Source organism: Nitrososphaera sp. (assembly GCF_036397675.1).
Lineage (GTDB): Archaea > Thermoproteota > Nitrososphaeria > Nitrososphaerales > Nitrososphaeraceae > Nitrososphaera.
Genome location: NZ_DASWIL010000035.1, coordinates 1 through 26,937 on the forward strand (window position 1 = coordinate 1; position 26,937 = coordinate 26,937).

Genomic DNA, 26,937 nt, shown 5'->3' on the forward strand with positions numbered 1-26,937 from the left:
GTACGACACAAGCTGCTCCTCTACCTTCAGGATGTCCTCAAGCGCCACCCAGGGGGCCTCGGCCTCAAGGTGCGAGAACTCGGCCAGGTGCCTTACTGTCCTTGACTTTTCTGCCCTGAAAGAAGGTGTGAGGCTCCAAACGGGCCCAAGCGAAAATATCATCGCTTCCAAATATAGCTGCGCCGACTGCGACAAGTAAGCATCCTGGTCAAAGTATTGCAGCTTGAAAAGAGTCGACCCGCCTTCCACCGCGCCCTTGACTATGGTCGGCGCGGTGACCTCAATCCAGCCGTTTTCAACAAACCACTGCCTGCCATAATGCAGGACAGAAGCGCGCACCTTGGCAATCGATATCATCCTGCGTGTCCTGAGCGCCAGGTGGCGCTTGTCAAGCAACAGCTCGTCGCTCTGGTACTCGCCTATCGGGTATTCCTCTGCGACGCTGTAGACTTTTAATTCCGTGCCCTTTATCTCGTAACCGCCTTCTGGTGCCCTCTCGTCCCTGCTCACGGTGCCCGTTATCTCAACGGACGACTCAATGGTCAGATTTGCGACCTTTTCTGCAGGGAACACGCATTGGATGACTCCTCCCCTGTCGTCGCGCAAGAGTATGAACGCGCGCTCTTTTTGCTTGCGAAGCCGGTGGACCCAGCCGCGGATGGTGACCTCCTTTCCAGAAAAGCTGTCAGACTTGACGTCGCCCGCGCGCATGGGTGGTTTTTGCGACCCAGATTATTATAATGTTTTAAAAAATGAGGTCAGGGGGCTGTTGTGCCCCTGCCCTTTACAAAGAACGCCGCGGCGACGCCTCCGAATATTGCACCGAGAACTCCCACGAACATCCAAGTCTGGCTGCCGTCAAATGACAGCATCGGGGTGCCGGAACCAAAGGGGTTATCCTTTGCGTAGATCAGCCTTTCCTTTGCAAGAATGGCATTCTCTGTGCATTCTGCCCTTGCGATGCCGTATTCGTCGCATCTCTGCAGCTGTTCTTCAGACGGGGCGTTAGTCGAACTCCCTCCCACGCCGTATTGCGCATGCGCCTGCTGCGCAGGGCCGGCGACTGCCAAGAAAAGTCCGGCTGCTGCGAGTAGTGCTATCTGCTTTCTTTTTCTGTCCATGCATGAATTATCGCAGGCGCTCTGGATAATCCTGCGTTCCGGACGCGATTTTCTGCAAGTGTTCTGGTTCCAGAACGCGGTTCTCGTAACGGTACCTTGCCAGTATGTAGCCCAGAAAGCCGATGACTACCGCGCCTACAAGGGACATCGCGGCCGTTGCCAGCTCTGGCGACGCCACCGCGTCCCTGCCTGCCGCGGCCACTTTTTGCTCGGACAAGGTTACGGACTCTTCTATGGTCTGCTGGCCCATACTCCAAGGAGGCAATACCTCTACCTGGACGTGCGAAGGCTCTTGGACGTACTGGAACAAGAACGCACCCCCGGCTGAAAACACTGCAAGGGCCACCATGCCCGGGACGAGCAGCGGAAGCAAGCTGCGCACATCCCTGCTTTCAGTCTTTTCGGCCCTTTCAATCACGCTGAACTTCCACATCCTCGACACCTCAAGCCAGAGCACTCCTGCAGCGGCTGCAGGCACTACCACGCCGTAAACGCTCAAAGACGAGAGGTTGAAAGCCACGTACAGCACCGCGACTGCCGAAAACACCGTGGCATAGAACGCAAGCCGCGGGACTGAAAACCTGCCAAAATTAACGTACGATTCAAGCGCCTTTACCTTGACCTTTCTTGTTACAGAAACCCTGCCGTGCACATCTTTTGTTGCAAGCCTCATCCCCACCAGCTTTTCGACCTGGTAATCTGCGACGCTCGGGCTTGACAGGCCAAGGTCCCTCTGAATCGCCCTTATCCCGCTTGGCTCCTTTTTGCGCTGGAGGTACAAATAGACTTGCAGGGTCCTGCCAGAAAGCTTGCGCTCTATGTCTGAGTCTTCCACGGCATTTCTAGACAGAACGGCGATTTAAGGGGCGCTCGTCTGCAGGCCCGTTCTAGCGGTAGAACACATTATAATTGCGCACCGCGTCAGCTGTGGCATTGGCAAAGGGCTGGAAGCGCCTTTCGCGGAAAAAGGTGTTTGAGGCAAGGGACAGCAAGACCGTCTACCTGGAGCTTTTCCAGGACACGGTCAGGACTACAAATGGCAGGACCCTGCGTTACACGCACTACAGCTCTTCCGATGTGGTAGTCGTTGTGCCGTTCCTTGACGCAAGCCGCATCGTCATGATTCAGCAGTACCGCTACCCCTTGGGCAAGGTGCTGCTGGAATTTCCGGCCGGCCACGTGGAAAAAAACGAAAGCCCCCTTGCCACTGCCATGCGCGAGCTTCAGGAAGAGACCGGCTATCGGGCAAAGAAGGTAGAACACGTCTATGACTATCACCCGTCAGTCAGCAAGTCGAGGCAGACAGTTCATGTCTTCAGGGCGACCGGCCTTGCAGACGGCAAGACCGACCACGACAGCACCGAGGACATCAACGTAGAAATTGTAAAGGTCCGGGACTTGGCAAAGATGATACTCGAGAAAAAGGTGGAAAACGCCGGGACGCTCGTAGCTTACTTGCTGTGCTGCACCGGAATGAAAATAAGCGGCAAAAGAGGCAGGAAATGACATGAAGGCGATGGTGCTCGACAGGCTTGCGCCCATAGAGACGCGGCCTTTGAAACTGAAAACGCTTCCGACTCCTGGAATAAGGAGGAGAAACGACGTGTTCATAGAGATAGAGGCATGTGGCGTCTGCAGGTCCAACCTGCACATGATAGAGGGCGACTGGAAGAACTACGGCTCGCCCTCGACCCTGCCGGTGATTCCAGGCCACGAGATAGTAGGCGTCGTCAAAAAGGTGGGCGAAGGCGCGTGGAAAGTAAGGGTGGGCGACAGGGTGGGGATACAACCATTGTTCAGCTCATGCCTGAAATGCGACTATTGCAAGGCCGGCAAGGAGCACCTGTGCGACGATGCCGAGATAACTGGCGAGAGCGTGCAGGGCGGGTACGCGGAATACATTGTTGCAAGCGAGGAATTCGTGACGCCCATACCTGACAGCATCGACTCACCCCACGCCGCGCCGCTGTTCTGCCCGGGGATAACCGCGTACAAGGCAGTCAAGGCAAGCGAGCCGGCAAAAGGCAGGTCTGTCGGCATATTTGGCGTGGGGGGAGTGGGCCACCTTGCGGTACAGCTTGCCAAGATGGAAGGCTCCCGGGTCGTCGCCATATCAAGGGCAAAGAAGCACCTCGACCTTGCCAAGAAACTCGGCGCTGACAATGCCGTCGCTTACCAGGACTCTGCAGAGCAGTTCGTAAAGGCGCTCAAAAAAGACGAAGGGCTTTTGGACAGCGCAATAGTGTTTGCGCCTTCTGAAAATGCCATAGACGCGGCGGTCAAGTCGGTCAAGAAAGGGGGACTTGTGGTAGTCGGTGTCGTCGGCAACATCCCCAACTTCTCCGCCTTCGATGAAAAGACAATCCGCGGGACGGTCATCGGCTCGAGGCAAGACATGGCAGACCTTGTGAAACTCGCAGCGCAGGGAGACCTGAAAGTAGTGATAGAGACACACAAGCTGGCGGAGGCAAACGAGGTCCTTGCGCGCCTGAAAAAATCAGAGGTAGAGGCGCGCGCGGTGCTGGTGCCCTAAAGGACAAAGTAGATGAACGCGTAATAGATCGCGATGTTCGCGGCCGTTATCACGCTCCCTATCTTGGCAAACTCAAAGTAGGAAAACGCGCGCACCCCGCGCGCTTCGGCCGCCTCGATAACGATGACGTTGCTGGCAGCGCCCAGTATAGTCAGGTTGCCGGCAACAGTGCTAGCCGCCGCGAGCATCAGCCACTGCGCGACGTGCTCCTCTCCAAACCCGCTGTCGATCATCACAAAGTTGTAGAGGGCCACAAACGGCACGTTGCTGAGCACCTGGCTCAGGGCAAGGCTCGCGGCCGTTATCACGTTGATGCTTTGCGCCTCGTCGGCGGGGCTTGGGTCCGGCAGCCAGCCCGTGATTATCGATACGGCTCCTGACTGCCACATCGACGACGTGACCACAAACATCGCCGCAAAGAACACGAGCACAGAATAGTCCACGTTCCTCAGAAGCTGCGTCCGCTCTGAAGAAAGGGCGTACAGCGCCGCCGCGCCCAGCATGGCCACGATGCTGATGCTGAAATCGGCAACCTTGTAGACGTGCAACAATTCTGAAACGAGGAATCCACCAAGCGTTGCTATCGTTATGTAAACGGCTATCCTCGCCTGCCTCGGGTTTGCGATGCTCTCGCCTCCGACTACCTCTGCGGCGACCGGCGCATACTGTAGCTTGCTTGGAAGGTCCTTTCTGAAATACGCCTTCAGGATGTAGTACGTGACAAAGAGGTTTGCGACCGTCGGGACAGCCAAGTAGAAAAGAAAAGTCCTGAACGGCAGCTCGAAGCCGCTATCGATGGCTATGAGCAGGTTTTGGGGGTTTCCAATCGGCGTCATGACGCTCCCGACCGTGACGCCAAACGCAAGCGCAAGTAGCAGCACCGTTGGCTTTATGCCGGCGTGTTTTGCGACAAGGATCGCAAGCGGTATGCCAAGGAGCGCGATCGTGTCGTTTACTAAGAAAGCCGAAAGCACGCCCATGCCGACGACAAATGCCATCAGGAGCTGCGACGGGGTCTTGGCCCATGACAGCATCTTCATGGCTATCAGCCTGAGCACGCCTGCCCTCTCGAGGGCCGAGACTATGCTGAACATGCCAAAGAGGAACGCTATCACCTCGAGGTTGACCGCCTCGTAAACGCCTTGGATGTCTGTCACCTGCAGGCCCACCATCAGGGCCGCGCCAATGAGCATCGCCACCCATATCGGGACGCCAAAGCGCCCGCGGCCTATTATCAGGACGTACACCACCGAAAACACCGCAAGGGCGACGTACTCCTGCATAGCCGTGGGGGAATGGCGCGTGGCTATAACCCTTCCTGGCTGCGTGCACCGGATTGCGTAAATACGAGTTGCGCGCTTATGTACGCGGGTGAACCGTTGTCCGACAAGTCGCTCTGGGAACTAAAGGAAGCAGCCAAGTGGTCAAGCAACCCTCAGGAAATGAAAGACGCCATTTCAAAGCTGTCAGCGCGGGGCGCAGAGGCGCTGCCATCGCTTGAAGAGATATTGAGCGTCACAGCCTACGAAGACATCAAGTCTGCGTGCATCGATGCCATCAAATCAGCCAAACGTGAAGCGAAGGAGCAGGTAAAGCTTGCTGACCTTCCTCCCTGAATTTTTTAGTTTAGTTTTACAACCTGCGCGTATGACTTCGTAACCGGTGGCCTGCCTATGAGCCGGCGCCAGATCCTCTCTAATGAATTCCTTGTCGCACGGCCTGCAATGGTACGATTCTTTGATGAAAAGTACCGGAAAAGCACATTCTATAGGACTTGCAGGCCGGGCGGTTAAGCATTGCTGAACGCAGTTAAGTGCCCTTTTTATCTTATGGATGCCATCTCTGCAGTATGAACATTGCCGAGACCGAGGTCGTTTCTATTGCAGTCGCTAAAACCTGCGGGTGCAAGGACTCGAAGAAGATAGCTTATACCTTCACAGACCAGTACCATTCACTCTGCATTGACAAGAGGGACGTCATAATGGCAGAGATTGACGCGTGCGAGCGGCTGCTGAAGTACGCGCAGGACGAGTCTGACAAGTGCGCCGTAGAAAAAGAGATAACCGAGCTCCGCATGGCGCTTGACCTGATGCCGTGATTACAGGAACCTTCCAAGCCCTTTTGTGAAGAGCAGGAACGTAGCTGCCGACGGAGGCACAAGCCCGAGCATTAAGTAGTTGGGGCCCTCGCTGCCGGGGATGTTCAGCTCTTTTATCATCACGATGATGCCAAAGAATGAGACAAGAAGAGTCGTCGCAAAGAACAGGGCAGCGCCTATCATTATTCCGAGCACTCGGAGGTCGTGATTTTTTGCTGCCTGCACAGAATTGCATACCCGCCCTTGCATATTAGAATTGCCAAAAAACCAGTCGTAAGCTATCTTCTTCTGCTCAAGGCCCGTCAAGACCTTCACGCCGTCGCTGTAGTAGTCCTAGCAAGTTCAGTGATGCTTTCAATATTTGTTCCGCAACTATCAGACTTCTAAATGGTACCTAAGTATTATTCGGAGTTTGGCTTCATGGTCTTCGAATGTTTCTGCAAGTACCTTAAATTTTTGACAGCGTAGTAATTCTTACATTGAATACCGCTGATAAGCATGACTACATTTTTGGAACGACGGGCGGAGAGAACCGCTTTGCTTGGCTTCAAGGGGCACTGATCGGTGACATTCAGCTTTTTGTGAACGGGATTGTTAAAGGACCGGCGGGAGGAAATCTAGCAATTCCTATACTTGTTAACACTGGAATGGAGCTAGCTGCAGCCCTCTATACTGGACGAACAAGCTATATGACCGGTAGAAGGAAGGCCGTGGCGGAAGATGATGTCGCCAAATTCATCAAAGACTTTTTTCCCAGTAACGCACAGTTAATTCCGCACGTAATCTGGGACAGCATTAGGAACGGCATAAGTCATCTGTTCAGCCCAAAGAGCGTCAAGTATTCAGGCTACACAGTGGATTTCATGTTTTACGTAGAACGTAGAACAAAGGCATCGCATATTGAGATTGATAGGACAGCGAAATATATTCACATTAATATCAATAGCATAGAATATTTTCAGATTTTTGAACGTGCAGTATCCAAGTACGAGAAGGCGCTACGGGCGCATGATGACCTTCAGAATAACTTTATTGACGCTTGGAAATCTATAGAAACTCATAGGAGAGATGCCGATACTGATCAACAGAAAGGAAGAGAGATACGTCGTCTCATCGCTGCATTTGGCAGTTCAAATAGCATCAATCTCTTTTGATTGCATCTCCACTCTCTTCCACGCATGAGTTTTGATTTTTTATTTATATGGCCGGGGCGCCACTTACCTCATTCGGGAAGTGCGCTTTGACTGGGAAAGAGAAGTGGCAGATTACCATAGCGCTTGAAGGAATGCCTCTCTTTGCATGGAAGCCATTCAAGCTGCAAGTCGATGGCATTGAGATTCAGCTTCGCCGATCGGCAGATGATGGTAAAGACAAGCCAATGGCATCTGTCGAGATTGAAACTGATGAGCCAGAGATGATAAAAATTTTGGCTTTTGAGCGGATCGATAAAGTGTTGGCAAAAATAAGCTTCGCCCTTGGCAGGTCGGTAACTAGAACTAACGAAAAATATTACCTTCAGCTGGAGCCCAAATCTGATGCTCCAAAGTATGATTGGGGGTGGCAAATCCATCGTACAATGATGGAAGGTGAAGCCTTTGCGGTCGCGGATTATGAGAACATTTTGAATACGACTTTAGCAAGGATCGCAAACCTGTCCCTAGAAAAACGAGCAGTCTTCAATAAAGCCGCTGCTCTGTACAGAGAAGCATTAAGTCTAGAAAACCCGAATGTTGCGCTCATAATTTATTTCAGTAGCATAACTCCGGTCGTTCGAGATACTCTAGGAGTTGCGAAAGTCACCACTGAAGACCTAAAGAGAGCGTTGCAGCAAGTTTCCACTATGGAACAAGCAAAATTCTCAGACCAATTCGACAGAATGTACGGCAACGTAGACGGAAGGTCGGCTGTAGATCATGGATGGGCAGACATAACTGATCCTTTGACATTTGGCAATGCCACAATGTATGTTAATCTGATGATGTATTGGACAAGGTCACTCATTCGAAAGTACGTGGATGATAATCAACCAAAGCTCTAAGCGATTGGCTCTAGTCGGTCTCCGCATCGCCAAACTAGACACTGACAGCAAGTGCAAATTGACAGGCTGTGCACAAAATTGACATCCAGTTTGCACGCCTACACTAACTTGATCATGAGAGATAAGAGCCTTAGGTGGGATTCGGACCCACGACCTAGGGTTTACGAAACCCTCGCTCTGCCAGGCTGAGCTACTAAGGCAAAACGTAAAGTGCTCGTTGGACGGCCATTATATTCCTTCGCGCTATGTTAAATACCCGCAAGCAAAATTTCAGAAGGATGAAGGTGTCCATATCCGGCGTCAGGGGGGTATACGGGCAGGACCTGACACTGAACGAGGTCTCACGTTTCTCCTCGCTCTTTGCCGGCATTGCAGGAGCAAAATGCATTCTTGCGCGCGACACCAGGCCTTCCAGCCGGATATTATCTCAGGTTGTTTCAGCATCATTGACGTCTGCAGGAGTCGACGTTTACGACCTCGGCGTCGCGCCCACGCCCGCGGCGTTCCGGGAAGCGCGTAAATACGGCGCCGGCGTCATGGTGACTGCTTCGCACAACCCTCTTGAATGGAACGGGCTGAAATTCATCGTGCAGGGGCGTGGGCTTTTTGAAGACGAGCTGGCAAAGATGCTTGCATCAAAACCGTCAGCTGGCGGCCGGTTCGGCAATGAACACGCTGCGACCACGACCTATGTCGACGACGTGGCCATGCTTATCGGCGCAGGCGACTCCCAGGTTGCACTAGACTGCGGGGGCGGCGCTTCCTGCGGCTATGCAGAGCAGTTGTTCAAGAAACTCGGCATGAAACACATCAGCATAAACGGCGTCGCCGGCTTCTCGTCGCGGGGCCCCGACCCGACTGTCGACGAACTGGCAGACCTGCGTGCGCTAGTAAAAACAAACGGACTCGACTTTGGCTTTGCTCTTGACCCGGACGGCGACAGGCTGGTGGTGGTCAAGGACGGCGAAAAACTGAACCCCGACGCCACCGTGCTCCTGTGCATCGCCCGGGCGGCCGAGATGGGGGTCAAGAAGTTTGTCGCAAGCATCGACTCTAGCGTGGCAATCGACAAGTACGTCAAAAGTCACGGAGGCAAGATTGCGCAAGCAAAGGTGGGCGAGGTTAACGTCGTGAAAAAGATGCTCGAGACGGGCGCGGAGGCCGGCGGCGAGGGGAGCAGCGCCGGCTTTATTATGTCCAAGTTCAACATGTGCCGCGACGGCCTTTTGGCGGCGGCCACGATAGCGACGCTTGACAAAAAGGTGATCGCAGACTGCCTTGCCTTGGCTTCCCAGTTTTCACAGATACGGACAAAACTGCCGGCCGACTCGGCGCTGCACGTTAAAGTAATAGAAAAACTCCCTGACATGTTGAAGGCAGAGTCGGCGCAGCTGATACTGGGCGACGGGGTGAAAGCGATAATCGACGAGGACTCGTGGGCGCTAGTCAGGCCGTCAAACACCGAGCACGCGATCCGCGTCTCCGTAGAGTCGCGCGCAGGCAAGGTCGAATCATTGTTCAAGAAGATAAGCGAGAAGGTTCAGCGCGCCTATGACGAAGCCAAGTGAGAAGGACGTGATCGGCATCTTCTCGTCGGTGCTAGGCATTGCCGACCTTGACGATGTGGCCGCAATCCCGCTTGGCAAGAAAATGCTTGTCTTCAAGACCGATATGCTGGTTGGGGCGACAGACGTGCCGGAGCAGATGACGCCCCGGCAGGCAGCGAGAAAGAGCGTCGTAGCGTGTGCAAGTGACTTTGCCGCCAAAGGCGCAAGGCCAATGGCTGCGATGATATCGCTTGGTCTGCCCCGGGGCATAACGCGGGGATACGTCGAGGAGCTTGCAAGGGGCTTTAAAGCCGCGTCGCACGAGTTTGGCGTGAAAATAGTCGGGGGCGATACCAACGAGGCCCGAGACCTCGTAATAGACTGCAGCATGATAGGCCTTGCAGACAAGATCCCACCAAGGTCCGGAGCAAAGCCGGGCGACGTCGTGGTAGTGTCTGGCCTTTTCGGCTACCCTGCCGCCGGCCTTGCCATCCTGATGAATGGCGCAAGGGCGACCGGGCAGTTCCGCAAGCATGCCGTGGATTCTGTGCTGGAACCGCGGCCGCGGCAGGACTTTGCCGTCCTTGCACGGTTTTTCTCGTCGTCCATCGACTCGAGCGACGGCCTTGCAGCTTCAGTGTACGAGATAGCGGCTCAGAGCAGGGTCGACATTCATTTTGACTATGAAAAAGTCAAGGCGGCAGGCGTCGACGAGTTTGCTCGCGCAAACAATCTCGACCCGCGCAGCGTTGTGTGTTTCGGTGGCGAAGAGTACGAGATCGTTGCCACCATCCCGAAAAAGTCGCTGCCAAAAGCAAAGGCGCTTGCGAAAAAGGCCGGTCTTGCCCTGCACGAAGTCGGCACCGTGAAAAAAGGGTCAGGGAACGTTTACACTAACAAATCCTTACTTGAAAACCGTGGCTACCAGCACCTTGGGTAACATTTTACTATTTGCGCCGAAGACAACTACCGTGTTTGGCAAGGCAAGGTGCAAGATATGCGGCGACAGCGTGAGGCTTGTGCTAAAGCACCTGAACGACAAGCACCCAGAAGTGATGGCCGGTAACAAATCGAGGGAAAGCATGGACAAGCTGGTCAAGAAATACTTTGAAGATGCGTAGAGCTGGCACAAAGAAGAACCTTCCAGATGTCATTTAGCCCAGAATAGCAAATCATTGACGGATATTGAAAAGAACGCCCCTTGTAATAATTGTCATAATAGCTGGGGCCGCAGCCGGCTTGGCCGCCGCGCTCTTTCCTGACCCTAGCACGGGAAGACCCGCCGTGAATGGGGGATGCCGTCGCTTCGCGACGACGCGCTCAGGGTGGAAATTGTCGCCGAAGGAAGGCCTAGCCCCGACGACAACCTCTGCATGCTGTCGTTTCAGGACGGCAGAATCTACAGTCTGACGCAAGGCTGACAACGTTTTTAACCCTCTAGAAAGACGATACTGCCTGCATGTCCGAAGTAGACGAAATCACCCAGACTAGGTGGGGTGTAGCCCACATCTTTAGCAGTTACAATAACACGTTAGTCCATATCACCGACACGAGCGGGAGCGAGACAATCTCGTTCAGCTCCGGCGGAAGACACGTCACCGCCGACAGGTACGAGTCGTCGCCTTATGCTGCGATGAAGTCCGCTGTAGCAGCCGCAGACGTTGCCAAGTCAAAGGGCATCACCGCGCTTCACATCCGAGTCAGGGCGGTAGGCGGAGTCGGGCCGAGGATCCCCGGCCCGGGCGCGCAGGCAGCCATTAGAGCATTGGCGAGGGCCGGTTTCAGGATAGGCAGAATAGACGACGTCACCCCGATACCGCACGACACGACGAGAAAGCCGGGCGGAAGAAGGGGAAGAAGGGTCTAGAACTGGCGCATTTCTTGCGCCGCTTTTATCTGCGCACAACATCCTCTGTTTTTCAATTGCGAGGCAAGCCACGCGATGAACTTGTCCTCGAACTTTCTGCCCTTTGACCTGTCAACCTCGTACGAGTTGACAGAGTAGATCCTTTCCACGAACTGCCCCGACAAAAAGAGTTTGGCAAAGGCCCAGCCGGCCCGCTCAAGCGGCGGGTCGAGCGCGTACTGGTCTTTCAAGCCGTACGACTCTTGCAGTTTTGCCATCAGGTCTTTTGCTATCCCTGAATCTTGCTCAAAGGACGTCGTTTGGAAATCGAGTATGAAGGTGCCTAGAGGGTCATTCATTCTGCTTCAGCTTTTCAGAAAAGGAGACCAGCTTACCGTCCTGCTGTATCCTGATGGACGTGTCTATCCTCACCTTCAGGCCGACTGACCGGAAAAGCGAGAGGAGCTCGCCGCCGGAGATCCTCTCCTGCAGCTCGCCTGAAATTATTAGCTCGGTTATTCTTGCAACAATCGCTTCTGTCTGCGCAGGGTACTGCGTGTACGCAGCGTTGAGCACTTCGTCGCCCCTGTCGTACAGGTACGAAGCGATCGTCTCTTTTGGAGACTTTGGCTTTTTCTCCGGCACGCTCTTGGCCCGCTCCATAGCTGCCGCCTTTTCCTTCATCTCCTTGAGCTTGCGCGCCTTGATTATCTCTATGTCAGGGTCCTCGCTCATCCCTTTATCACTCCTATTGGAACCAGCCTTGCGACCTTGGTGGCGATGCCGAGCTCGTGCGAGACGTTTGCGACCGCATCCACGTCCTTGTACGCTTCCGGCGTCTCTTCCACCACGCCCTCGCGCGTTAGCGCTTTTACGTATATTCCCCTCGATTCCAGCGCGCCCCTGACGCCTTCTGCCGTATAGCTCCTCTTTGCGGCGGACCTTGACATGGTCCTGCCAGCGCCGTGCGCGGTCGAGCCAAAGCTGAGGTCCATTGAATTCTTGCCGCCAAGCAGTATCCAGCTTGCGGTGCCCATCGAGCCGGGGATTATCACGGGCTGCCCAAGGTTGCGGTACTTTGCGGGGACCTGCTCCATCCCTGCTGGGAACGCTCTGGTGGCCCCCTTGCGGTGCACGACGACGTCGCGGGTGCCCTCGCCGTCCACCCTGTGGCGCTCGACCTTGGCTATGTTGTGCGCCACGTCGTAGACAAGGTCCATCTCAAGGCCGCCCCGCCCGAACACCTTCTCGAAGGTCTTGCGCGTCCAGTGGGTTATCATCTGCCGGTTTGCCCAGGCAAAGTTCAGCGCAGAGTACATGGCCTTGCGGTAGTTCTCGCCCTCTTTCGAGTTGTTTGGCACGCACGCCAGCTCTCTGTCAGGCAGGGTTATGTTATACCTACGAAGTGCGGCTTCTGAAACGCGGAGATAGTCCGTGCATATCTGGTGGCCAAAGCCCCGCGAACCACAGTGTATCAGCACCGTCAGCTGACCCTCTTTTTCGATGCCCATTGCCTTTGCGGCCCGCTCGTCAAGTATCCTGTCGACCTTCTGCACTTCCAGAAAGTGGTTGCCAGAGCCAAGCGACCCGAGCTGCGGCGCGCCGCGCTTTCTTGCGGTGTCAGAGACACTTGCCGGGTCGGCGCCCTGCATTGTGCCGTTTTCCTCGCACACCTCCGCGTCGTGCTCGGTGCCGTACCCACGCTCTACCGCCCATCTGACGCCTTCAACAAGAAGCTCGTCAAGCTCTGCCTTGGTCAGCCTGATTGCACCCTCGCTTCCCACTCCTGAGGGTATAGACCTGAAAAGCTCGTTGACAAGGTCCTTGAGCTTTGGCCGAAGGTCGCTTTCCGTCAGGTTAGTGCGCACAAGCCTCACGCCGCAGTTGATGTCATAACCCACGCCGCCGGGGCTGATGACCCCCTCCTCGACGTCGGTCGCCGCCACGCCACCGACGGGAAAGCCATAACCTTCATGTCCGTCCGGCAGGACGACGATGTGCTTTCTGACGCCCGGAAGCGTCGCAACGTTTGCAGCCTGGTCGATGGTCCTGTCCGTGACCATCTTTGACATCAGTAATTCGTTAGCGTAAATGGTGACTGGCACCTTCATGCCTCGCGAGGCATCAGGGTCTATCTTGAACTCCATGTCGCTCACTTTTTTGACCGTGAGGCCCGTTCTAGTTGAAAACCCGCTCAATTCTACACAGAATCACTGCAGAGTCGTTATAAATCTTGGCGGTGGTGCAAGATTTATTTCCGCCACTGTGCGCTCTTTACTGTGCCAATATTGCCCATAGACTCGGGACGCTACGGTAGCAAGGAGATGCGCGACATTTTTGGCGACGGGCGCCGACTGCGATACCAGCTGGACTTTGAGGCCGCGGCCGCAAAGGCGCAGACCAGGATAGGCATGATCCCGCAAGGAGCGGCGCGCGAGATAGCGGCGGCCTCCAGGTCGGGCAGGGTGACGCTTGCCCGGGTCGCAAAACTTGAAGCGGCAAGCGAGCACGACACGGCGGCGATGGTCGAGGCCCTGAGCGAGCAGGTGTCAAAGAGCGCCAAGCCGTGGGTTCACTATGGGTTGACCAGCAACGACGTCGTCGACACGTCGACGTCGATGCAGATGCGCGACGCGTTTGCAATCATTGAAAGAAAGGTGGCTAAACTTGCGGTCCTCATTTCACAAATGGCTGCGAAATACAAGAACCTGCCAGCAGTCGGCAGGACGCACGGCCAGCACGCAAGCATCATGGCTTTCGGGCTAAAGTTTGCAGTCTGGGCGTCTGAAATGGCACGACACGTGGAGCGCATTGAGCAGGGCAAAAGGCGGTTCCTTCTCTGCAAGACCCGGGGCGTCGTCGGCACCGGCTCGCTCATGGGCAACAGGGCCCTTGACGTTGAAAAATCGGTGGCGTCGTCGCTTGGCCTTTATCCTGTTGACGCGGCGACGCAGGTCGTCCCACGGGAGCGCTACGCAGAGATGCAGTTTCTGATGGCCCTTGTCGGCTCGACCCTTGACAAGATGGCAGTCGAGATCCGCAACCTGCAGCGCACAGAGATAGCAGAAATGGCAGAACCCTTCAAGAAGGGGCAGATGGGCTCAAGCGCAGTCCCGGTAAAGCGCAACCCGATAAAGAGCGAGCGCGTGTCTTCGCTTGCCAAGATGTTAAAGTCGCTGGTCTCAGTCTCGATGGACAATATTTCATTATGGCACGAGCGCGATTTGTCGAATTCGGCAAACGAGCGATTCACGCTCCCGATGGCCGCAATACTGCTTGACGAGATGCTCAACGCGATGACAAAGGTGGTGTCGGAACTGAAGGTGGACGAAAGGCGCGTGACTGCAAACTTGGAGATGACAAAGGGGCTGATATTTGCCGAGTTTGTGCTTGAGGCGCTTGTGAAAAAGGGCGTCGCAAGGTTCGACGCTTATCGTGATATCCAACGCGTCGCCTTTGCAGCGCTTGAATCAGGCGAGCACTTTCTTGATGCAGTTTCAAATGACGAAAGCATTGCAACGCGCCTGACAAGAAAAGAGATAGCCGCAATCTTCAAGCCCAAGAACCACCTTGCGGCGTCAGAAAAGATAATCTACAATGTCGCAAAACTTGTAAGAGAAAAGTGCCGTCGGTGAGATTTGAGCTCACGACAGCTCCGTCTTCAGCGGAGTGCTCTCCCAGGCTGAGCTACGACGGCACCGCTGTGACTGATTTTCGCATCATATATAATCGTTAGACAAAAAAGTGCCGGAGGCGGGATTTGAGCCCGCGACCTTACGATTATGAGTCGTACGCTCTAACCAAGCTGAGCTACCCCGGCACGCCCAGCAAGCGTACTGCAATGTGAAACTTTGCAGTAGATTATATATTCTATTCAAATGTTCGCCGCACGTCGCCTTCAAGCACGCCCGCGCCTGTGTGCAGCCGGTCGATATGCTTTGAGAGCGCCTCTTTGCTGTCATACGGCAATTCGCAGTAGGGGCACACCACTTTTGCAGAACTGATATCCTTGATGTACGCTATCGCCTTCGGGTTTATGATACAGGCCGGAGTCCCAGCGAGCGCAGTCTCTGCAGTAGCCGCACTCGACATGTGTATCTTTTCAAAAATGTCGTCCCGGTATACCATGCCAAGCACAGCGGAATGCGAGCTCACTATCATCTGCCGGACGATGTGCTTGTCCATCGTCCCGAGCGTGTCTTGCACCGACGTTTTCGGGTCAACTGCAAGCACAGGGCTTGTCATTATCTCGCGCAGGCGCACCTTGCCGGGGTTCTTGCCCTGCGACATGACCTTGAACAGGATGTCGGTCTTGCTCACGATGCCGACGACCTCTCCCTGGTGCGAGACAAGCACACTCCTTACGTTCTTCTCCTGCATCTTTTGCAGCGCCTCATCGACGGACCTGTCGCCCTCGACGATGGCTATGTTCGTGTTGATAAAGTTCTCTATCGGGCGTGAAAGGAGCGACGATATGTCCGTCCCAGAGCTCATAACAAGATCTCACTCCCCGCTTTATTTAAGCGTGGCGTGGAAAATCTACAAACGCAGTGATACTATCAGGGCTGCCTCCCCTCGAACCTGAGTTTTATCAGGTTCTGGCCGCCTGCCTTTCGTATTTCGACAAGTTCTTCGCGCTCTAGGCGCTTGACAAGCCTCCACACCGTGGTTTTAGGCAGCTGAAACCTTGTGCGCACCTCGCTCTCAAACGCTGCGCCCTCGCTCTGCGCGAGGAACACGAGCACGTCGCGGTCTTCCTGCCTCAGGTGCGGCTTCTCTTCTATTATCCTGTGCACAATGCCTGCCAAAAGCGTCTTGTCGACCTGCGACTCGGGTACTCCTGTCGGCCTGGGCACCAGTTCTGCGGCAGGGATGTCTGGCTTGCCCGGGACTGTAGGGGCCGACACTGGCCAGTGCACGGGCTCAGAGGAATCCCGTGGTGCAATGTCCGGGTTAGCGTACGTGGCCTGCTGCCTTGGCGATTGCCTTTTCTTTATCACGTAGAACGCGCCGGCGATGGCGCCTGCAACCGCCGCGCCGATGCCGTACGGCCAGACGTTCTGCCGCGCCTCGCCTATGGCCCTGACGGCATCTTCTGCCGAGTCCGCGGCGCTGGCGTAGTCGCCGTCCTCAAATTGCTGATCTGATTGCTCAAACAGCGCGTTGGCCCCGGCCGTGTCACGGTTTTCAGCCTCTGCCTGAGCTATCCTTGTTCTGGCCTCATCCCTGGCCGCTGTAGCTGCGCCAAAGTCTTCGACGGTGGCCTCCACCAGGCCGCTTGCCTGCGTGGCCAGACTTTCAGCGTCGACAAACTGACCCGCGTTATATGCCCCTATCGCGCTTGCAAGCAGTTCCTGCGCTTTGGTAAGAATTATGCTAGGGTTGTCCCTCCTTGTCAGGTTGATTGAAGTCGTGGCAAAGGTAATGGCTATGTCTGCCGCCTCTTCTGTGCCGAGGAACCCGATGATGTAGGTGACGGTGGCGTTGCCCGCCCTGAATGTCAGGAGAGTCTGGCTCCCGATCTGCGTGATGGTAGGCACGTTCTCTCCCCACTGGAGGGGCTTGCTGTCAGCCGGCATCTTTAGTGAAAAGCTGACGGGGGAGTCGATGGCAAACGTCCACTCTCTCCCACTCTTGCCAACCAGGTCGGGTGTCGAGTAGCTGATCCTGATGTCGGTCGCGCCTGCCGGGGTAAGCATTAGCTCGTTGGGGCTTGCGCCGGTCTTAGAGATCACAAACTTGTCCTCAAAGTCTGTGACAATGAGGTCGCCTATCGTATTCCCGAACAGCTTGACTGGAACCTGGTCGGCAAGCGGGTCTGCCACCTTTACGTCGTACTCTATCAACGCGTCGCCGTCCGAGAAGAGCACGATAAAAAGAGAGTCAGGCGTGTAGCCCTGCTGCGCGTACGCGCTCTCTGAGCCTGTGAGTGCTAGGAAGAGGAACGCGACAACCAGTATCCTTGGAACGGCAAGTTTGTTGCGATGTGTCCAAGGATTCCAAGGTTTCCAAGAAGTCATCAAAAATTGTACGGAGTAAAAAAGAATGAAATAACGATTTAAGTCTTCTGGCATCAGAGATAAAACCGCGCGTAGTTTTTGTCGTGGTAGTCCTCTACCCACTTGAACTTGCGCTGTAGAGTTGCCGTGTACACCTTGGTCCAGTCAAGCTCAACGTGGTTGAGCCAGGCTTTCATGACGCGTGGGTCGATGTAGTTGCGAAGCGACGTGCCGAGGTTGTAGTCGCGCGTCTCCTGCTGCAGCTTCAGCTGCATTTTCATCTTGGCAAGCCTCTCACTGAGGCGCCTTTCCTGGAGCTCCGTCTTCCACTTTCTGGCGGCGAGGTCCCGCTCTAGGCTTGCAATTGCCCCCTTTTTCTTGGCGACTGCCTCTTCAAACTTTTCAGTCGCCTTCTTGGCTGCAGGGTTCTTGGGGTCAACACCTTTTTTGTGGTTGCACTCGATAGCGGCCTTCAGGTTCGCGGACTTGGCGACGTAAATCTTGTCCGGCTCGGGCGAGTTTTTCTCCACCTTTATGGGCGAGTTGACAAACGCCTGCTGCACCACCTTGGTGGCTATGCAGGTCCTGAACACCTTGGCCGTGAGGCCCGGCATTATGGTCTGGAAGAACGCGTTTACTTTGCGCGAGTTGATGTCGTCAAATATGGGCTCGTCGGGCTTTTTGCCCTTCATGAACTTTTTCAGGTTGTCGTGCAGCGCATGCGTGTCTTCGCTTGTCACGTCAAGTGTCTTCTGCCAGGGCACGCTGTCCTTGCCCAGAAAGTTGAACTCTATCTGCTGCCGGCCGTTGGCTTGCGGGAACTTGATGTGCTCCACCCTGAGAGTGCTTGCGCCCACCGTGTCAGCCTCATCTGGGTCCTTCTCATCGCCGACCCTCATCGCAAGCTTGAATATGAGATAAGCCGCAGTCGCGGCCCTGTCGCCGGAGTTTTTCATCCTGCGGATGATCTCTTTCTCTATCTTGGGCAGCTGCTTGGCAAGTTTTTTCGCCTTTTCGTACTTGGCCCTGTCGTTGTCCTGCCTGATTGCAGCCGAGTCATGGAGCCACACGTACTTGCGCTTGTCGGTCAATTTTTCAATCCAAGTCGCAAGCCAGGTCGACGTTTGATCGTGGACTATCTCCTTCCACGCGCCTTCGGGCACCGGCGCGTCGCGGCCAAGGTTGAGCGTCACGTCCTGCGGACTTACACGCGGCTTCCATCTTCCCCTGAGCGGGTGCTGGCCCCTGCCCATGAAGAGTCCGGGCGGCTCGACCAGCCAGTTGGCGATGTCGACTTCTTGTCCGTCAACCACCGCCTTGCCGTAAAACGCCTTCAGGCGCTCCCGTTCGGCCTTTTTGGCCTCGGAGATCTTTTTCTTTTCTTCCCTCGGGAGGTTCTTCACCCTCTCCTTGTCGCGCTCTTTCATCACCTTTTCTTCGTCTGCAAGCCGAAAGGCTTGGGAAAGGTCAAAGTCTGAAATCTTTATGTCCACTTTCCTGAATTTTTCGGGCAGTAGAGGCTTTAGGTCGAGCAAGAAGTTTGACTGGAAGACAGGGTCTTGAACGTAGTGGGTGTCCTTTTTCTTTGCCCAGGTGTAGATTAGCTCTTCCTGGTCAGCGTTCAGTGCGAGCTTTTCTCCCCTGATAGAAATTGTGATGCCCCTTGGCTGGTACGTGGGCGGGAACGCGACGCCCCTGTGCTCAAGCGTGTGCCACCTTACCTTGGCTTGTTTTGGGGCTGCGGCTACAACCTCTTCCATGTATTTTATTGAATTGCGCCTTGCACTATTCTTAAACGTTTACCCTCAGACGAGGGCGCGCTCGCCGGCAATCTCCTCGCCTATTTCCGTCGACTCGCCGTCAATTATCCTGTTCATCACCTCGATCGCAGCGGACTTGTGCAGGTACTCGTTGTTGTTGCCGCACCTGTACGAGTAGGTGCACCTGGGGCAGCCGCTCTCGGTCTTGCACGGGCATTCAGAAAGGATGCGGAGTGCCCGGCCAAACGCCTTGTCCAAGCGGTCGTAGAGCGCTCTGCTTGCGCCGTTTCCGCCCACGCTTGAATCGTAAACGAAAATCAAACCTGACGAGCCAAGCGATATGCCGCCTAGGTCCTGCGACGCACCGCCGGTTATCATGGCGCTCCCCTCTATGACGACGTGCTCTGACGCGTGGAATCCCGACATCTGCACGTATTCTTCGTCGTCTGCTTTTGACGACTCGCCTAGTGGGTGGGGTGCGCGGAACACGAAACCTTTCGTCGTAAACTCAAACTCCAGCGGATTTTCAAACAACACCTTTTTGCCCTGCGCGACTTCCTGCCCTATTTCGATGTTGGCGTAGCCGAGCACCTTCTTGTCTATCTTCAAAGAGCAGTACGACACTTCAACGCCGAGCACCTTTTTTCCCTCATGAACTTCCAGTATCGACGGCCACTCGTCCGTCAATGCTTTTGTGTAGTAGGGGTAGTCGCTTGGTAAAGGTTCCAATTCGGCAAACGGCTGCCTGTCCTTTTCAAAGTGCAGTTCCCTGACGCGGTAGCGCCTGCCGGCAAGGAAATACACAGCGTCGTTATGCAGCTCTTCAAGCGCCAGCGGCATCGAGCGGTCACCCACTACCCTTCCTGCAAGCTTGATGTCGACCCTGTTCCCTATCCCGCGTATGCTGTATTCTCTCAGAAACTCCCTCGCCTTTCTCAGGTCTGCAGAAAACCTGTTGTTCGTTGATATTATCAATCCTTTTGACATGAGCTTTTGCAGAACCTCCCACACCGGCTTTGACTCGGCCATCGTGATAGCCCTGTCGCAGGCCATCGCCAGGATCTGGTACTCCATGACAAACGGGTTTACCGGGTCGGTGTAGGCGTGCTCCTGGTCAGACAAATAGTCTTCGGGGTGCGCCTTGTAATACTGGCTAATCGGGTCGTGGCCAAGAGCCAGGAACGCGTACCCCTGCTGGCCCCGCCTCGCCGCCCTCCCTATCCTTTGCACGAGCCTGTTGACGGGGACTATGTTTGACACTATGGCGTCAACGTCGCCGATGTCCAGCCCGAGCTCTAGCGTGGGCGTGGCAGAAATCGCAGACAGCTTGCCCGACTTGAACATCGCCTCGACTTCTGTCCGCGCCTTTGCAGTGAGGCCTGCCCTGTGCACCCTGATGTTGACGCCCTGCCTTGCCGCGTAAAACGCCATCAGCTCGGCCCCAAGGTGCGAGCCTGAAAACGCTATCGTCCTATGCCTTCCTTTTGCCGCCTGCCTGACAAGGTCGAGCGCAAGTGACCTCCTTGACCTGAGCGACGGGAAGATTATGGCAAGGTGTATTCTGCCCCGCCTGCCCCGGCCCTGCACGACTTCCATCTTTCTGCCAAACAAAAGCTCGCAGAACTCGCCAGCGTTGGGCAGCGTCGCAGACGCGGCCACTATCTGCATCCTGCCCGCAAGCCTCTCAAGCCTCGCAATGATGTGGTGGACGTTTGCGCCAAACACGCCGGTGTAGACGTGGGCCTCGTCGACTACTAGGAACCTTGCCGTATGGACCGAGCGCGAAAAGGCCGTCCTGTGCATCATGTGGTAGTGGAGCACGTCAAAGTTTGTGACCAAAATATCGGGCAGGTTTTCAAGGAACCTTGTGCGCTCGGAGTCAGGCGTATCGCCGTCAAGCAGCGCCGCCCTGACTCCAAGGGGCTCTGCAAGCTCTTTTATCTTTGGCAGCTGATCTCGCGACAGGGCCTTTGTCGGGTACACGAAAATCGCCCTTATCCTGCCCTCACCGGTCCTGAGGGAGCCGAAGCGCGAGACCTCCGCGCCTATCTTTTGCATGACCGGTATGCAGAACGCCTCGGTCTTGCCGGACGCAGTCGGCGCCGTCACGACGATGTCGCGCCCCTGCAGGATCTTTTTCACCACGTCCTCTTGAAACTTGTACAACCTTTCGATCCCCTTTTTCGCAAGGACGCCAGCGATGGCCGCGTCCACTGGCAGGTCGTTGACGCTAGAGCCGTACTCTGGCGGCGGCTCCTCAATCGCGCGCAAATCTACTATGAAATCCTGATCGGAGCGCAGCACGCTTTCAAGGAGCGGGTCGCCCGCTGCGCCTGCGGACTCTAAAAACGCGTCGATCTCTTTTTTTGGTCTGATTATTTTCTCCTGCTCCATCAGGAGCCGCAGCTCGTTGGCGCTGGCAGCTCCTCCGTCCTCGCACCTGTCGAGAAAATCGAGGTACGCCTCGTCGACGCTGGCCTGCTGGGGCACAATCGCGCATATCCCGCACTTGGCGCACCTGAAGACAAGCCGGCCGTCAAACATCCTGTCCGCTGCAACTGAATGCGGAGACTGGCAGGCGGGACAGCGGTAGTTGTTACCCACGACAGCGCCTTGTGTTTGCGAGATAAATTACTTCCGCTAGGTTACATTGGATGGAACTGATTTTGCGATTCTTCTTGCGACAATTGAAAAGACAATTCCAACCCCTGTTGCAGAAGTTGCAAGCCACAGCACATAGTTGTTAGCATCCACAATGCCACCTTGCATTAATTCAATTGTCAGACCTACCAGTATGGTGATAATCCCCTGTCCGGTACCAATCATTACCAAGAGCTTGCCGCCTGTTATGTGGTTCTTGAGAAATAGAATGGCACCGGCCAATACCGCGAAACCTCCCAGCTGTGCAATTAATCCCAGTATGTTAACCGGGATTATCGCAACTTGCCATACTTCTCTGGCAGTATATTGCTGCAGACCTGATTCGATAGCGCGATAAATTCCGAGATTGACGCTGTAGCCTGATATGATAAAGAGAATAGCAGAAACTAGCGCCATTCCTGCTGCCACTCTATTTCTGTTGGATGTAGTTGTTTTGTTCCTTGCCATATGCATTACACGACATCCGTCTAATAGCCCGAATGAGACGTGCCTATTTGGCTACTGAAGCAGAAATTTTCTTTATAATACTTTTGGTAGCCAGTACTAGAAGTCTGCTCTGCTACGCTGGCAACTCGCAGGGTGGCTTTTCCTTTGTGATATCGCTGGCTATTCGCTCGAGTGCTCGTGTCAGACTTTCAATCAAGGCTTAGCAGAACCTACAATAATGGCCGGGTCCCCCGGTGCTCCTGTCTTGTCCGGGCTTGGCGACCGCTACTGGCCTGAAGTAATCGAAGTGCTACGGACGGTTGTGCCCGTTTACGACAAGGTAAACCGCGTGATTTCGCTTGGCAAGGACCAGGAATACCGCAGGCACGCGATACAGGGGAGGGTTGCGGCCGGCAACGTCGTCCTTGACGCCGGCTCGGGGTTTGGCAACATGTCCCGCCTCGCGCTCGAGGCGGCAGGAGGCGACGCCCGCATCGTGATGTATGATCCGATACCGGAGATGCTTGCAAACGTGCGAAACGTCTGGGGCAATACCCATCCTGCGCTTTCATCGGGGATCTTTGAGCACCTGCCGTTTAAGGACGGCGCGTTTGACGCGGTGATGTGCGGCTACTCGCTTCGTGACGCGATAGACCTGAGGCAGGCCATATCGGAGATGCGCCGCGTGCTCAAGACTGGGGGCAGGCTGATTATAGTCGACCTTGGCAAGCCTGACGGCGCGCTTTTGCGCTTGGCCGTGTCTGTTTATCTGAAATATTTGCTTGGTATTTCCGCGTACCTTGTGGCGGGCAGGGCAGGCCTGAAATTCCGCACACTTTACGGCACCTTCTTGCGCTGGCCCAAAAATTCCGAGCTTGAAGCGATGCTGAAAGAAAAGTTCTCCAAGGTCGTGTTTGACAAGGGCATGATGGGCGGCGCAGTGATGGTAGCCGCTTACAAATGATCCCGTATGAAAGCCATAATCCTAGTAGCTGCCTGCGCTGCCATCGTCGGCTTTTCGTACGGGATGTACTCGCCAATCGTGCCCGTGTTTGCAAAGGAGCAACTGGCCGCGGACTTTTCGCAGGTAGGCGTCATCGGCATGGCAAATTTCCTGCCCTACATGCTTGCACCCTTTTTCGTGGGGATGATGCTTGACAGGACCAACAAGGCGTTCCTGCTCTCAGCAGGAATCTCGCTCAACGTGTTTGCCATATTCATGCTCTCGCAGGCGCAGTCCGTGCCCGAAACCGTGGTCTTGAGGGGACTTGCCGGCGTTGCCCACGCGCTTTTCTGGCCTTCGTCTGAAGTCCTGGTGTCGACAAGCACCACGCTTGACAAGCGGGTCAAGTGGATTTCCATCTTTATCGCGGCGTGGATAGCCGGTTTCATGACGGGGCCTTTGCTTGGCAAGGTAATACTCGACTTTTTCGACCACCGCGTGCTTTTCCAGCTCTCGGCTGCCGCAATCTCATTTGCAATCGTTCCCGCTCTCTTGCTGATAAGGCATGGCCGGCCGATCCGGGGCGAGGAGAGCCACAGGCAGATGGCGTCGCTTGGCGACATAAAGCGCGAGTTTGCCTCAAAGCCGGTGGTAAGCGCAGTAATCCTTTATTACGCAATAACGTTTGGCGTGACGCTTGCCATCTACCCTGCGTACATGAAGGATGCGTCTGTATCGGATCAGAATATCGAAATTCTGTTTTTCGCGTTTGGCGCGGCGAGATTCGCGGTTCTTCCATTGGTGCAAAAGATCGCCCGGCACGGCAGGGCTGCCCTTGCGATGGCAGTCATCGTGACTGCGGCAGGCATGGCCATTTCGTTTGCGTTCTCGTCGATTCTGTCGTTTGCAATCGCTCTCATGCTTCTAGGCATTGGCACCAGCATATTCTACCCCGTCACCTTCAACCTGGTAACGAAGGACGCGCCGGTGGAAAAGATGGGCTCAAGACTGGGGATATATGGCGCGCTGTTTGGGTCGGGGTGGACGGCCGGCCCCGTGGCAGTCGGCCTGTCGTCGGACGCGTTTGGCCCCGGAAGCCCGTACCTTGCGTTCTTTATCATAGGGGCGTTGCTTGCAAGCGCCATAGCTCTCAAGAAGAGCTCATAGGATCCGCACTTTCCGGCCTTCAACTTTCAGCCGGCCCTGCGCAAACAGCTTCACCGCCTCCGGGTACGCCTCGTGTTCCTTTTCCAGTATCCTTGCGGCGAGGGTCTCTTCGGTGTCGCCGTCCATGACATGCACCGTCTTTTGCAGTATCACGGGGCCCAAGTCAACGCCGTCATCAACGAAATGAACAGTACACCCTGACACCTTGACGCCATAATCAACGGCCTGCCTCTGGGCGTGCAAGCCGGGAAACGACGGCAGGAGCGCGGGGTGGATGTTCAGGATGCGCATTTTGTAGTGGCGGACAAACTCGGGGCTTATTATGCGCATAAAGCCGGCAAGGCATACGAGGCCGTCTTGCGGCGTGACGCCCGAGTCTTCTAGGGCGGCGGCCAGCTTTTTGTCATAGTCCCAGCCCTTCAGGTCGTCAGGCAGGACGACTTTTGTTGGCACGCCGTACTTCTTTGAGGCAGTGTCAAGACCTGCCGCGTCCGGTTTGTTTGACACGACGACGCACGGCCTGACGTTTGGGATGATGCCTGACTTTACCCCTGCAAGAATCGCGTCCATGTTGCTTCCCCGGCCCGAAATGAGTATGCCCAGGTTTATCAAGCAGTTCTGATGTCTTGCTGCCCGTTCTTAAACGTCACTAGCGGTACTGCGCGCCGACTTCTTTCACAACTGATCTACTTATTTTACAAGACGGCATTATTTTACAAAGCCCGTCACTAGCTAAATGTTAAAATACATACATGTGAACTAACGCTTTCAATTATTTAATTTCGAAATTCATGCTACCGTCACACCAGGAAGCTTTGTCCACTCTGGCTGCAGAGATTCCTCCGGTTGCTTATGACTTGGCTATTCATAAACATCGACCGGGAATAAACACTTTCAACTTGAGTGTATTTCTTATTGCATGCGTCTATCTCAGTGGGTGACCCGAGATGCCATGTAGAGGTATCTGCGAGCGCCATGGAGCGATGAGGCCTGCAAAGTATGGTCGGTACTCCTTGAGGCAAAAAAGATGTCAGACGTGCTCAATCTTTATGGAATGGCCGGAGTTGTGGTGCCCCTGCTGTGGCTACAGATTGAGAACGCACCCCCGGAATACCTCTGACAGAGAAATACTTAACAGATCTAGGCATTACTATCCTTCTGCGGCATAGCATAGACCTGATTGCAACACCACGTCATCTGTTCAGAATCATTATCAAGAATAGTCGCTTCTTGATGCGGACACAAGAAAAAGGCTGAGTCATGATACCCGTTCTATCGTGAAACTGAAACGGATGTGGCTAGAACATTTGCCTGACGTCTCCCTCAAGTGCTCCAGCCCCAATATGCAATCTGTCTATGTGCTTTGACAGCACTTCACTATCATCAAAGGGGGATCCGCAGTATGGGCAACTGAACTTGGCCCTGGTGGTGTCCTTGTTGTAGGATATTGTTTTCTGGTCGATGATACACATGGGAGTCCCATGAAGGGCACTATCCTCTGAAGCGAGGGAAATAGTTTCCATCATCTTGTAAATGTCCTCCCTGGAAACGATTCCAAGAACTGCGGAGAAGGCGTGAACCATAACTTGCCTGACGTTTCGCTTATTCATGATGCCGAGGGTCTCTCTGATGGTGGTTTGCGGAGCCACAGCGAGAACAGGGCTGGTCATTATCTCGCGGAGTCGTACTTTTGAAGGGTTCCTGCCTTCAGACGTTACCTTGTAGAGGATATCAGTCTTGCTTACCATGCCAACTACCTCGCCTTTGTGGGAGGCCAGTACGCTGCGCTGATTTTTTTCCATCATGCGCCTGATCGCTTCATCGACGGTCAGGTCACTTTCGAGTATGATCGCGTCGCTATTTATGACGATTCCTACAGACGAGGCGAGAAGCGTGGATACGTTCTCCGGAAGACCAGATTTTTCCGCCACGGCTTCTCTGCAATTTATAGCTATAAATAGTTGCCCATGCCATGAAAAAAATTGTATTCCATCTTGTTCTTTGTTACGCAATCTTCAAGGAAATCCACATTCTATCCAGTTCTACTTATATCATGAACAAAACCCTATAAGATGCGCACCATGCATGCTCACCAATGGTTTTCGAGAAAATCCATAGTGACATAATGAAGATAGACCCTGGAATTAGGCTGGTGACCGCTTGCGGCATGGATGGAAAAATACTATTTTCTGACCATAGACAGAGAGTAAAAAATCTACTCTCACCTGATGAAAGCAAGAAGTCGTTGCAGATGGCAATCAACTCCTGGAAGTCTAGGGCAGAACTAGCCCCAAAGATTGGTAAGGGGAAATATGTTTTGGCAGAATACGAAAAGATAAAGCGGATAACCATGCCTCTGGATGATAGTCATCTTCTTTACATAACTGCAGAGGTGGGCGCTGATCACGCAAGGATAATTGACACAGTTCAGAAGATAAACACGTGAGAGGGTAATTTCTACTGAATATTCTGAAGTCGTTCTGCAGAACTGGAAAAACGCTATAAACCCTAGGGAGTGGGCCGCAAGGGACTTAAACCCTTACATTGAAAATCTTCTCAGTTGTCCTTTATTGATAACAGGTCAGAGTCCATTCTTCGAACCATTAATGGCACTGAAACCGCTATCCACGCGGATAACTTTTAGGATTTTCAACAAAGTTAAAATACTAACACCCAGCTAAACCTGACAGCTCGGGAGTGCAGGTAAGAGTTTCATACGGCAAGTCAGGGATAACTGTGCACCAGAAGGACGGCACGACGGTCGCGCTTGACCCTTCGAGACCTAACGGCTGCGACTA

General features: G+C 54.5%; 30 protein-coding genes and 3 tRNA genes. 15 read left to right on the plus strand and 18 right to left on the minus strand.

Annotated elements, in window-relative coordinates; genetic code table 11:
* The 3 genes from VGA14_RS07965 to VGA14_RS07975 all read right to left on the minus strand — a co-directional run.
* Window positions 1–711 (minus strand): asparagine--tRNA ligase (locus VGA14_RS07965; protein WP_331003226.1); only part of this gene is annotated, 711 nt, incomplete at its 3' end.
* A 47-nt stretch (window positions 712–758) separates the two neighbouring features.
* The gene (locus tag VGA14_RS07970) at window positions 759–1,121 is read right to left on the minus strand and encodes a hypothetical protein (protein ID WP_331003227.1); all 363 of its coding nucleotides are present in this window, start codon (window positions 1,119–1,121) and stop codon (window positions 759–761) included.
* 7 nt (window positions 1,122–1,128) lie between these two features.
* Window positions 1,129–1,956, minus strand: coding sequence for a hypothetical protein (locus tag VGA14_RS07975; RefSeq protein ID WP_331003228.1), 828 nt, complete (start codon window positions 1,954–1,956; stop codon window positions 1,129–1,131).
* Window positions 1,957–2,054: 98 nt separating this feature from the next.
* Between VGA14_RS07975 and VGA14_RS07980 the strand changes: the two genes are divergently transcribed.
* Window positions 2,055–2,627 carry an NUDIX hydrolase gene (locus tag VGA14_RS07980; RefSeq protein WP_331003229.1) on the plus strand — a complete coding sequence of 191 codons (573 nt, stop codon included), beginning with the start codon at window positions 2,055–2,057 and terminating at the stop codon, window positions 2,625–2,627.
* Window position 2,628: 1 nt separating this feature from the next.
* Entirely contained in the window at window positions 2,629–3,654 is a 1,026-nt protein-coding gene (locus VGA14_RS07985; RefSeq protein WP_331003230.1) for an alcohol dehydrogenase catalytic domain-containing protein, read from the plus strand.
* Here VGA14_RS07985 and VGA14_RS07990 read toward each other — a convergent pair.
* On the minus strand, window positions 3,651–4,937 hold the full coding sequence (locus VGA14_RS07990) for an SLC13 family permease (protein WP_331003231.1): 1,287 nt from the start codon (window positions 4,935–4,937) through the stop codon (window positions 3,651–3,653). The genes VGA14_RS07985 and VGA14_RS07990 overlap by 4 nt on opposite strands.
* A gap of 96 nt (window positions 4,938–5,033) precedes the next feature.
* Here VGA14_RS07990 and VGA14_RS07995 point away from each other — a divergent pair, with 96 nt between their 5' ends.
* Both VGA14_RS07995 and VGA14_RS08000 read left to right on the plus strand, forming a co-directional pair.
* Entirely contained in the window at window positions 5,034–5,270 is a 237-nt protein-coding gene (locus VGA14_RS07995) for a hypothetical protein (protein ID WP_331003232.1), read from the plus strand.
* A 233-nt stretch (window positions 5,271–5,503) separates the two neighbouring features.
* Window positions 5,504–5,752 (plus strand): hypothetical protein, encoded by a 249-nt coding sequence (locus VGA14_RS08000; protein ID WP_331003233.1) that lies wholly within the window; start codon window positions 5,504–5,506, stop codon window positions 5,750–5,752.
* Here the strand turns inward: VGA14_RS08000 and VGA14_RS08005 are convergent, their stop codons facing one another.
* Entirely contained in the window at window positions 5,753–5,977 is a 225-nt protein-coding gene (locus VGA14_RS08005; protein ID WP_331003234.1) for a hypothetical protein, read from the minus strand. It lies immediately after the preceding gene.
* A gap of 254 nt (window positions 5,978–6,231) precedes the next feature.
* Between VGA14_RS08005 and VGA14_RS08010 the strand changes: the two genes are divergently transcribed.
* Both VGA14_RS08010 and VGA14_RS08015 read left to right on the plus strand, forming a co-directional pair.
* Window positions 6,232–6,906, plus strand: coding sequence for a hypothetical protein (locus tag VGA14_RS08010; RefSeq protein WP_331003235.1), 675 nt, complete (start codon window positions 6,232–6,234; stop codon window positions 6,904–6,906).
* A gap of 86 nt (window positions 6,907–6,992) precedes the next feature.
* Window positions 6,993–7,790 carry a hypothetical protein gene (locus tag VGA14_RS08015; protein ID WP_331003236.1) on the plus strand — a complete coding sequence of 266 codons (798 nt, stop codon included), beginning with the start codon at window positions 6,993–6,995 and terminating at the stop codon, window positions 7,788–7,790.
* A gap of 126 nt (window positions 7,791–7,916) precedes the next feature.
* Here the strand turns inward: VGA14_RS08015 and VGA14_RS08020 are convergent.
* A tRNA-Thr gene (locus tag VGA14_RS08020) sits at window positions 7,917–7,990 on the minus strand.
* A gap of 78 nt (window positions 7,991–8,068) precedes the next feature.
* On the opposite strand from VGA14_RS08020, the gene VGA14_RS08025 reads away from it, so the two are divergent.
* From VGA14_RS08025 to VGA14_RS08045, 5 genes are all read left to right on the plus strand, one after another.
* Window positions 8,069–9,358, plus strand: a complete 1,290-nt coding sequence (locus VGA14_RS08025; protein WP_331003237.1) for a hypothetical protein — start codon at window positions 8,069–8,071, stop codon at window positions 9,356–9,358.
* Window positions 9,342–10,277 (plus strand): thiamine-phosphate kinase, encoded by a 936-nt coding sequence (gene thiL / locus VGA14_RS08030; protein WP_331003238.1) that lies wholly within the window; start codon window positions 9,342–9,344, stop codon window positions 10,275–10,277. The genes VGA14_RS08025 and thiL overlap by 17 nt, the downstream gene beginning before the upstream one ends.
* 31 nt (window positions 10,278–10,308) lie before the next feature.
* Window positions 10,309–10,458 (plus strand): hypothetical protein, encoded by a 150-nt coding sequence (locus VGA14_RS08035; protein WP_331003239.1) that lies wholly within the window; start codon window positions 10,309–10,311, stop codon window positions 10,456–10,458.
* 174 nt (window positions 10,459–10,632) lie between these two features.
* Window positions 10,633–10,758: a hypothetical protein gene (locus VGA14_RS08040; RefSeq protein ID WP_331003240.1), complete on the plus strand. Its 126-nt coding sequence runs from the start codon at window positions 10,633–10,635 to the stop codon at window positions 10,756–10,758.
* A gap of 38 nt (window positions 10,759–10,796) precedes the next feature.
* Window positions 10,797–11,204, plus strand: a complete 408-nt coding sequence (locus tag VGA14_RS08045) for a 30S ribosomal protein S11 (protein ID WP_331003241.1) — start codon at window positions 10,797–10,799, stop codon at window positions 11,202–11,204.
* On the opposite strand, the gene VGA14_RS08050 is transcribed toward VGA14_RS08045, so the two are convergent.
* From VGA14_RS08050 to VGA14_RS08060, 3 genes are read right to left on the minus strand one after another with little or no spacing between them, the layout of a single operon-like run.
* Window positions 11,201–11,542 carry a hypothetical protein gene (locus VGA14_RS08050; RefSeq protein ID WP_331003242.1) on the minus strand — a complete coding sequence of 114 codons (342 nt, stop codon included), beginning with the start codon at window positions 11,540–11,542 and terminating at the stop codon, window positions 11,201–11,203. The genes VGA14_RS08045 and VGA14_RS08050 overlap by 4 nt on opposite strands.
* Window positions 11,535–11,918 carry a DNA-binding protein gene (locus VGA14_RS08055; protein ID WP_331003243.1) on the minus strand — a complete coding sequence of 128 codons (384 nt, stop codon included), beginning with the start codon at window positions 11,916–11,918 and terminating at the stop codon, window positions 11,535–11,537. The genes VGA14_RS08050 and VGA14_RS08055 overlap by 8 nt, the downstream gene beginning before the upstream one ends.
* Entirely contained in the window at window positions 11,915–13,330 is a 1,416-nt protein-coding gene (locus tag VGA14_RS08060; RefSeq protein WP_349257155.1) for an RtcB family protein, read from the minus strand. The genes VGA14_RS08055 and VGA14_RS08060 overlap by 4 nt, the downstream gene beginning before the upstream one ends.
* A gap of 132 nt (window positions 13,331–13,462) precedes the next feature.
* Here VGA14_RS08060 and purB point away from each other — a divergent pair, with 132 nt between their 5' ends.
* Complete coding sequence (purB, locus tag VGA14_RS08065) at window positions 13,463–14,818, plus strand: adenylosuccinate lyase (protein WP_331003245.1); 1,356 nt, start codon at window positions 13,463–13,465, stop codon at window positions 14,816–14,818.
* Here purB and VGA14_RS08070 read toward each other — a convergent pair.
* From VGA14_RS08070 to VGA14_RS08100, 7 genes are all read right to left on the minus strand, one after another.
* Window positions 14,807–14,880: transfer RNA gene (locus tag VGA14_RS08070), tRNA-Phe, on the minus strand. The genes purB and VGA14_RS08070 overlap by 12 nt on opposite strands.
* A gap of 48 nt (window positions 14,881–14,928) precedes the next feature.
* Window positions 14,929–15,003: transfer RNA gene (locus VGA14_RS08075), tRNA-Met, on the minus strand.
* Window positions 15,004–15,053: 50 nt separating this feature from the next.
* The gene (locus VGA14_RS08080; protein ID WP_331003246.1) at window positions 15,054–15,677 is read right to left on the minus strand and encodes a cyclic nucleotide-binding/CBS domain-containing protein; all 624 of its coding nucleotides are present in this window, start codon (window positions 15,675–15,677) and stop codon (window positions 15,054–15,056) included.
* A gap of 65 nt (window positions 15,678–15,742) precedes the next feature.
* The gene (locus VGA14_RS08085) at window positions 15,743–17,203 is read right to left on the minus strand and encodes a hypothetical protein (RefSeq protein WP_331003247.1); all 1,461 of its coding nucleotides are present in this window, start codon (window positions 17,201–17,203) and stop codon (window positions 15,743–15,745) included.
* A gap of 53 nt (window positions 17,204–17,256) precedes the next feature.
* Window positions 17,257–18,942: a DNA topoisomerase I gene (locus tag VGA14_RS08090; protein WP_331003248.1), complete on the minus strand. Its 1,686-nt coding sequence runs from the start codon at window positions 18,940–18,942 to the stop codon at window positions 17,257–17,259.
* Window positions 18,943–18,987: 45 nt separating this feature from the next.
* Window positions 18,988–21,546 carry a DEAD/DEAH box helicase gene (locus tag VGA14_RS08095; protein WP_331003249.1) on the minus strand — a complete coding sequence of 853 codons (2,559 nt, stop codon included), beginning with the start codon at window positions 21,544–21,546 and terminating at the stop codon, window positions 18,988–18,990.
* A gap of 36 nt (window positions 21,547–21,582) precedes the next feature.
* Window positions 21,583–22,011, minus strand: a complete 429-nt coding sequence (locus VGA14_RS08100) for a hypothetical protein (RefSeq protein WP_331003250.1) — start codon at window positions 22,009–22,011, stop codon at window positions 21,583–21,585.
* A 256-nt stretch (window positions 22,012–22,267) separates the two neighbouring features.
* Between VGA14_RS08100 and VGA14_RS08105 the strand changes: the two genes are divergently transcribed.
* Window positions 22,268–22,993, plus strand: a complete 726-nt coding sequence (locus VGA14_RS08105) for a class I SAM-dependent methyltransferase (RefSeq protein WP_331003251.1) — start codon at window positions 22,268–22,270, stop codon at window positions 22,991–22,993.
* Window positions 22,994–22,999: 6 nt separating this feature from the next.
* Window positions 23,000–24,139, plus strand: coding sequence for an MFS transporter (locus tag VGA14_RS08110; protein WP_331003252.1), 1,140 nt, complete (start codon window positions 23,000–23,002; stop codon window positions 24,137–24,139).
* Here the strand turns inward: VGA14_RS08110 and purN are convergent.
* Both purN and VGA14_RS08120 read right to left on the minus strand, forming a co-directional pair.
* Window positions 24,134–24,751 (minus strand): phosphoribosylglycinamide formyltransferase, encoded by a 618-nt coding sequence (purN, locus tag VGA14_RS08115; protein WP_331003253.1) that lies wholly within the window; start codon window positions 24,749–24,751, stop codon window positions 24,134–24,136. The genes VGA14_RS08110 and purN overlap by 6 nt on opposite strands.
* A 686-nt stretch (window positions 24,752–25,437) precedes the next feature.
* Window positions 25,438–26,070: a cyclic nucleotide-binding/CBS domain-containing protein gene (locus tag VGA14_RS08120; RefSeq protein ID WP_331003254.1), complete on the minus strand. Its 633-nt coding sequence runs from the start codon at window positions 26,068–26,070 to the stop codon at window positions 25,438–25,440.
* Between the two features lie 164 nt (window positions 26,071–26,234).
* Here VGA14_RS08120 and VGA14_RS08125 point away from each other — a divergent pair, with 164 nt between their 5' ends.
* Window positions 26,235–26,585 carry a hypothetical protein gene (locus tag VGA14_RS08125; RefSeq protein ID WP_331003255.1) on the plus strand — a complete coding sequence of 117 codons (351 nt, stop codon included), beginning with the start codon at window positions 26,235–26,237 and terminating at the stop codon, window positions 26,583–26,585.
* The last annotated feature ends 352 nt before the right edge of the window (window positions 26,586–26,937 follow it).

Excerpts from the sequence above, each read along its gene's own strand:
- VGA14_RS07970 (WP_331003227.1), bottom strand. The coding sequence starts at position 1,121 with ATGGACAGAAAAAGAAAGCAGATAGCACTACTCGCAGCAGCCGGACTT.
- VGA14_RS07985 (WP_331003230.1), top strand. The coding sequence starts at position 2,629 with ATGAAGGCGATGGTGCTCGACAGGCTTGCGCCCATAGAGACGCGGCCT.
- VGA14_RS07990 (WP_331003231.1), bottom strand. The coding sequence starts at position 4,937 with ATGCAGGAGTACGTCGCCCTTGCGGTGTTTTCGGTGGTGTACGTCCTG.
- VGA14_RS08000 (WP_331003233.1), top strand. The coding sequence starts at position 5,504 with ATGAACATTGCCGAGACCGAGGTCGTTTCTATTGCAGTCGCTAAAACC.
- VGA14_RS08025 (WP_331003237.1), top strand. The coding sequence starts at position 8,069 with ATGAAGGTGTCCATATCCGGCGTCAGGGGGGTATACGGGCAGGACCTG.
- thiL (WP_331003238.1), top strand. The coding sequence starts at position 9,342 with ATGACGAAGCCAAGTGAGAAGGACGTGATCGGCATCTTCTCGTCGGTG.
- VGA14_RS08040 (WP_331003240.1), top strand. The coding sequence starts at position 10,633 with ATGCCGTCGCTTCGCGACGACGCGCTCAGGGTGGAAATTGTCGCCGAA.
- VGA14_RS08045 (WP_331003241.1), top strand. The coding sequence starts at position 10,797 with ATGTCCGAAGTAGACGAAATCACCCAGACTAGGTGGGGTGTAGCCCAC.
- VGA14_RS08050 (WP_331003242.1), bottom strand. The coding sequence starts at position 11,542 with ATGAATGACCCTCTAGGCACCTTCATACTCGATTTCCAAACGACGTCC.
- VGA14_RS08055 (WP_331003243.1), bottom strand. The coding sequence starts at position 11,918 with ATGAGCGAGGACCCTGACATAGAGATAATCAAGGCGCGCAAGCTCAAG.
- VGA14_RS08060 (WP_349257155.1), bottom strand. The coding sequence starts at position 13,330 with ATGGAGTTCAAGATAGACCCTGATGCCTCGCGAGGCATGAAGGTGCCA.
- VGA14_RS08080 (WP_331003246.1), bottom strand. The coding sequence starts at position 15,677 with ATGAGCTCTGGGACGGACATATCGTCGCTCCTTTCACGCCCGATAGAG.
- VGA14_RS08085 (WP_331003247.1), bottom strand. The coding sequence starts at position 17,203 with ATGACTTCTTGGAAACCTTGGAATCCTTGGACACATCGCAACAAACTT.
- VGA14_RS08090 (WP_331003248.1), bottom strand. The coding sequence starts at position 18,942 with ATGGAAGAGGTTGTAGCCGCAGCCCCAAAACAAGCCAAGGTAAGGTGG.
- VGA14_RS08105 (WP_331003251.1), top strand. The coding sequence starts at position 22,268 with ATGGCCGGGTCCCCCGGTGCTCCTGTCTTGTCCGGGCTTGGCGACCGC.
- VGA14_RS08110 (WP_331003252.1), top strand. The coding sequence starts at position 23,000 with ATGAAAGCCATAATCCTAGTAGCTGCCTGCGCTGCCATCGTCGGCTTT.
- VGA14_RS08125 (WP_331003255.1), top strand. The coding sequence starts at position 26,235 with ATGGTTTTCGAGAAAATCCATAGTGACATAATGAAGATAGACCCTGGA.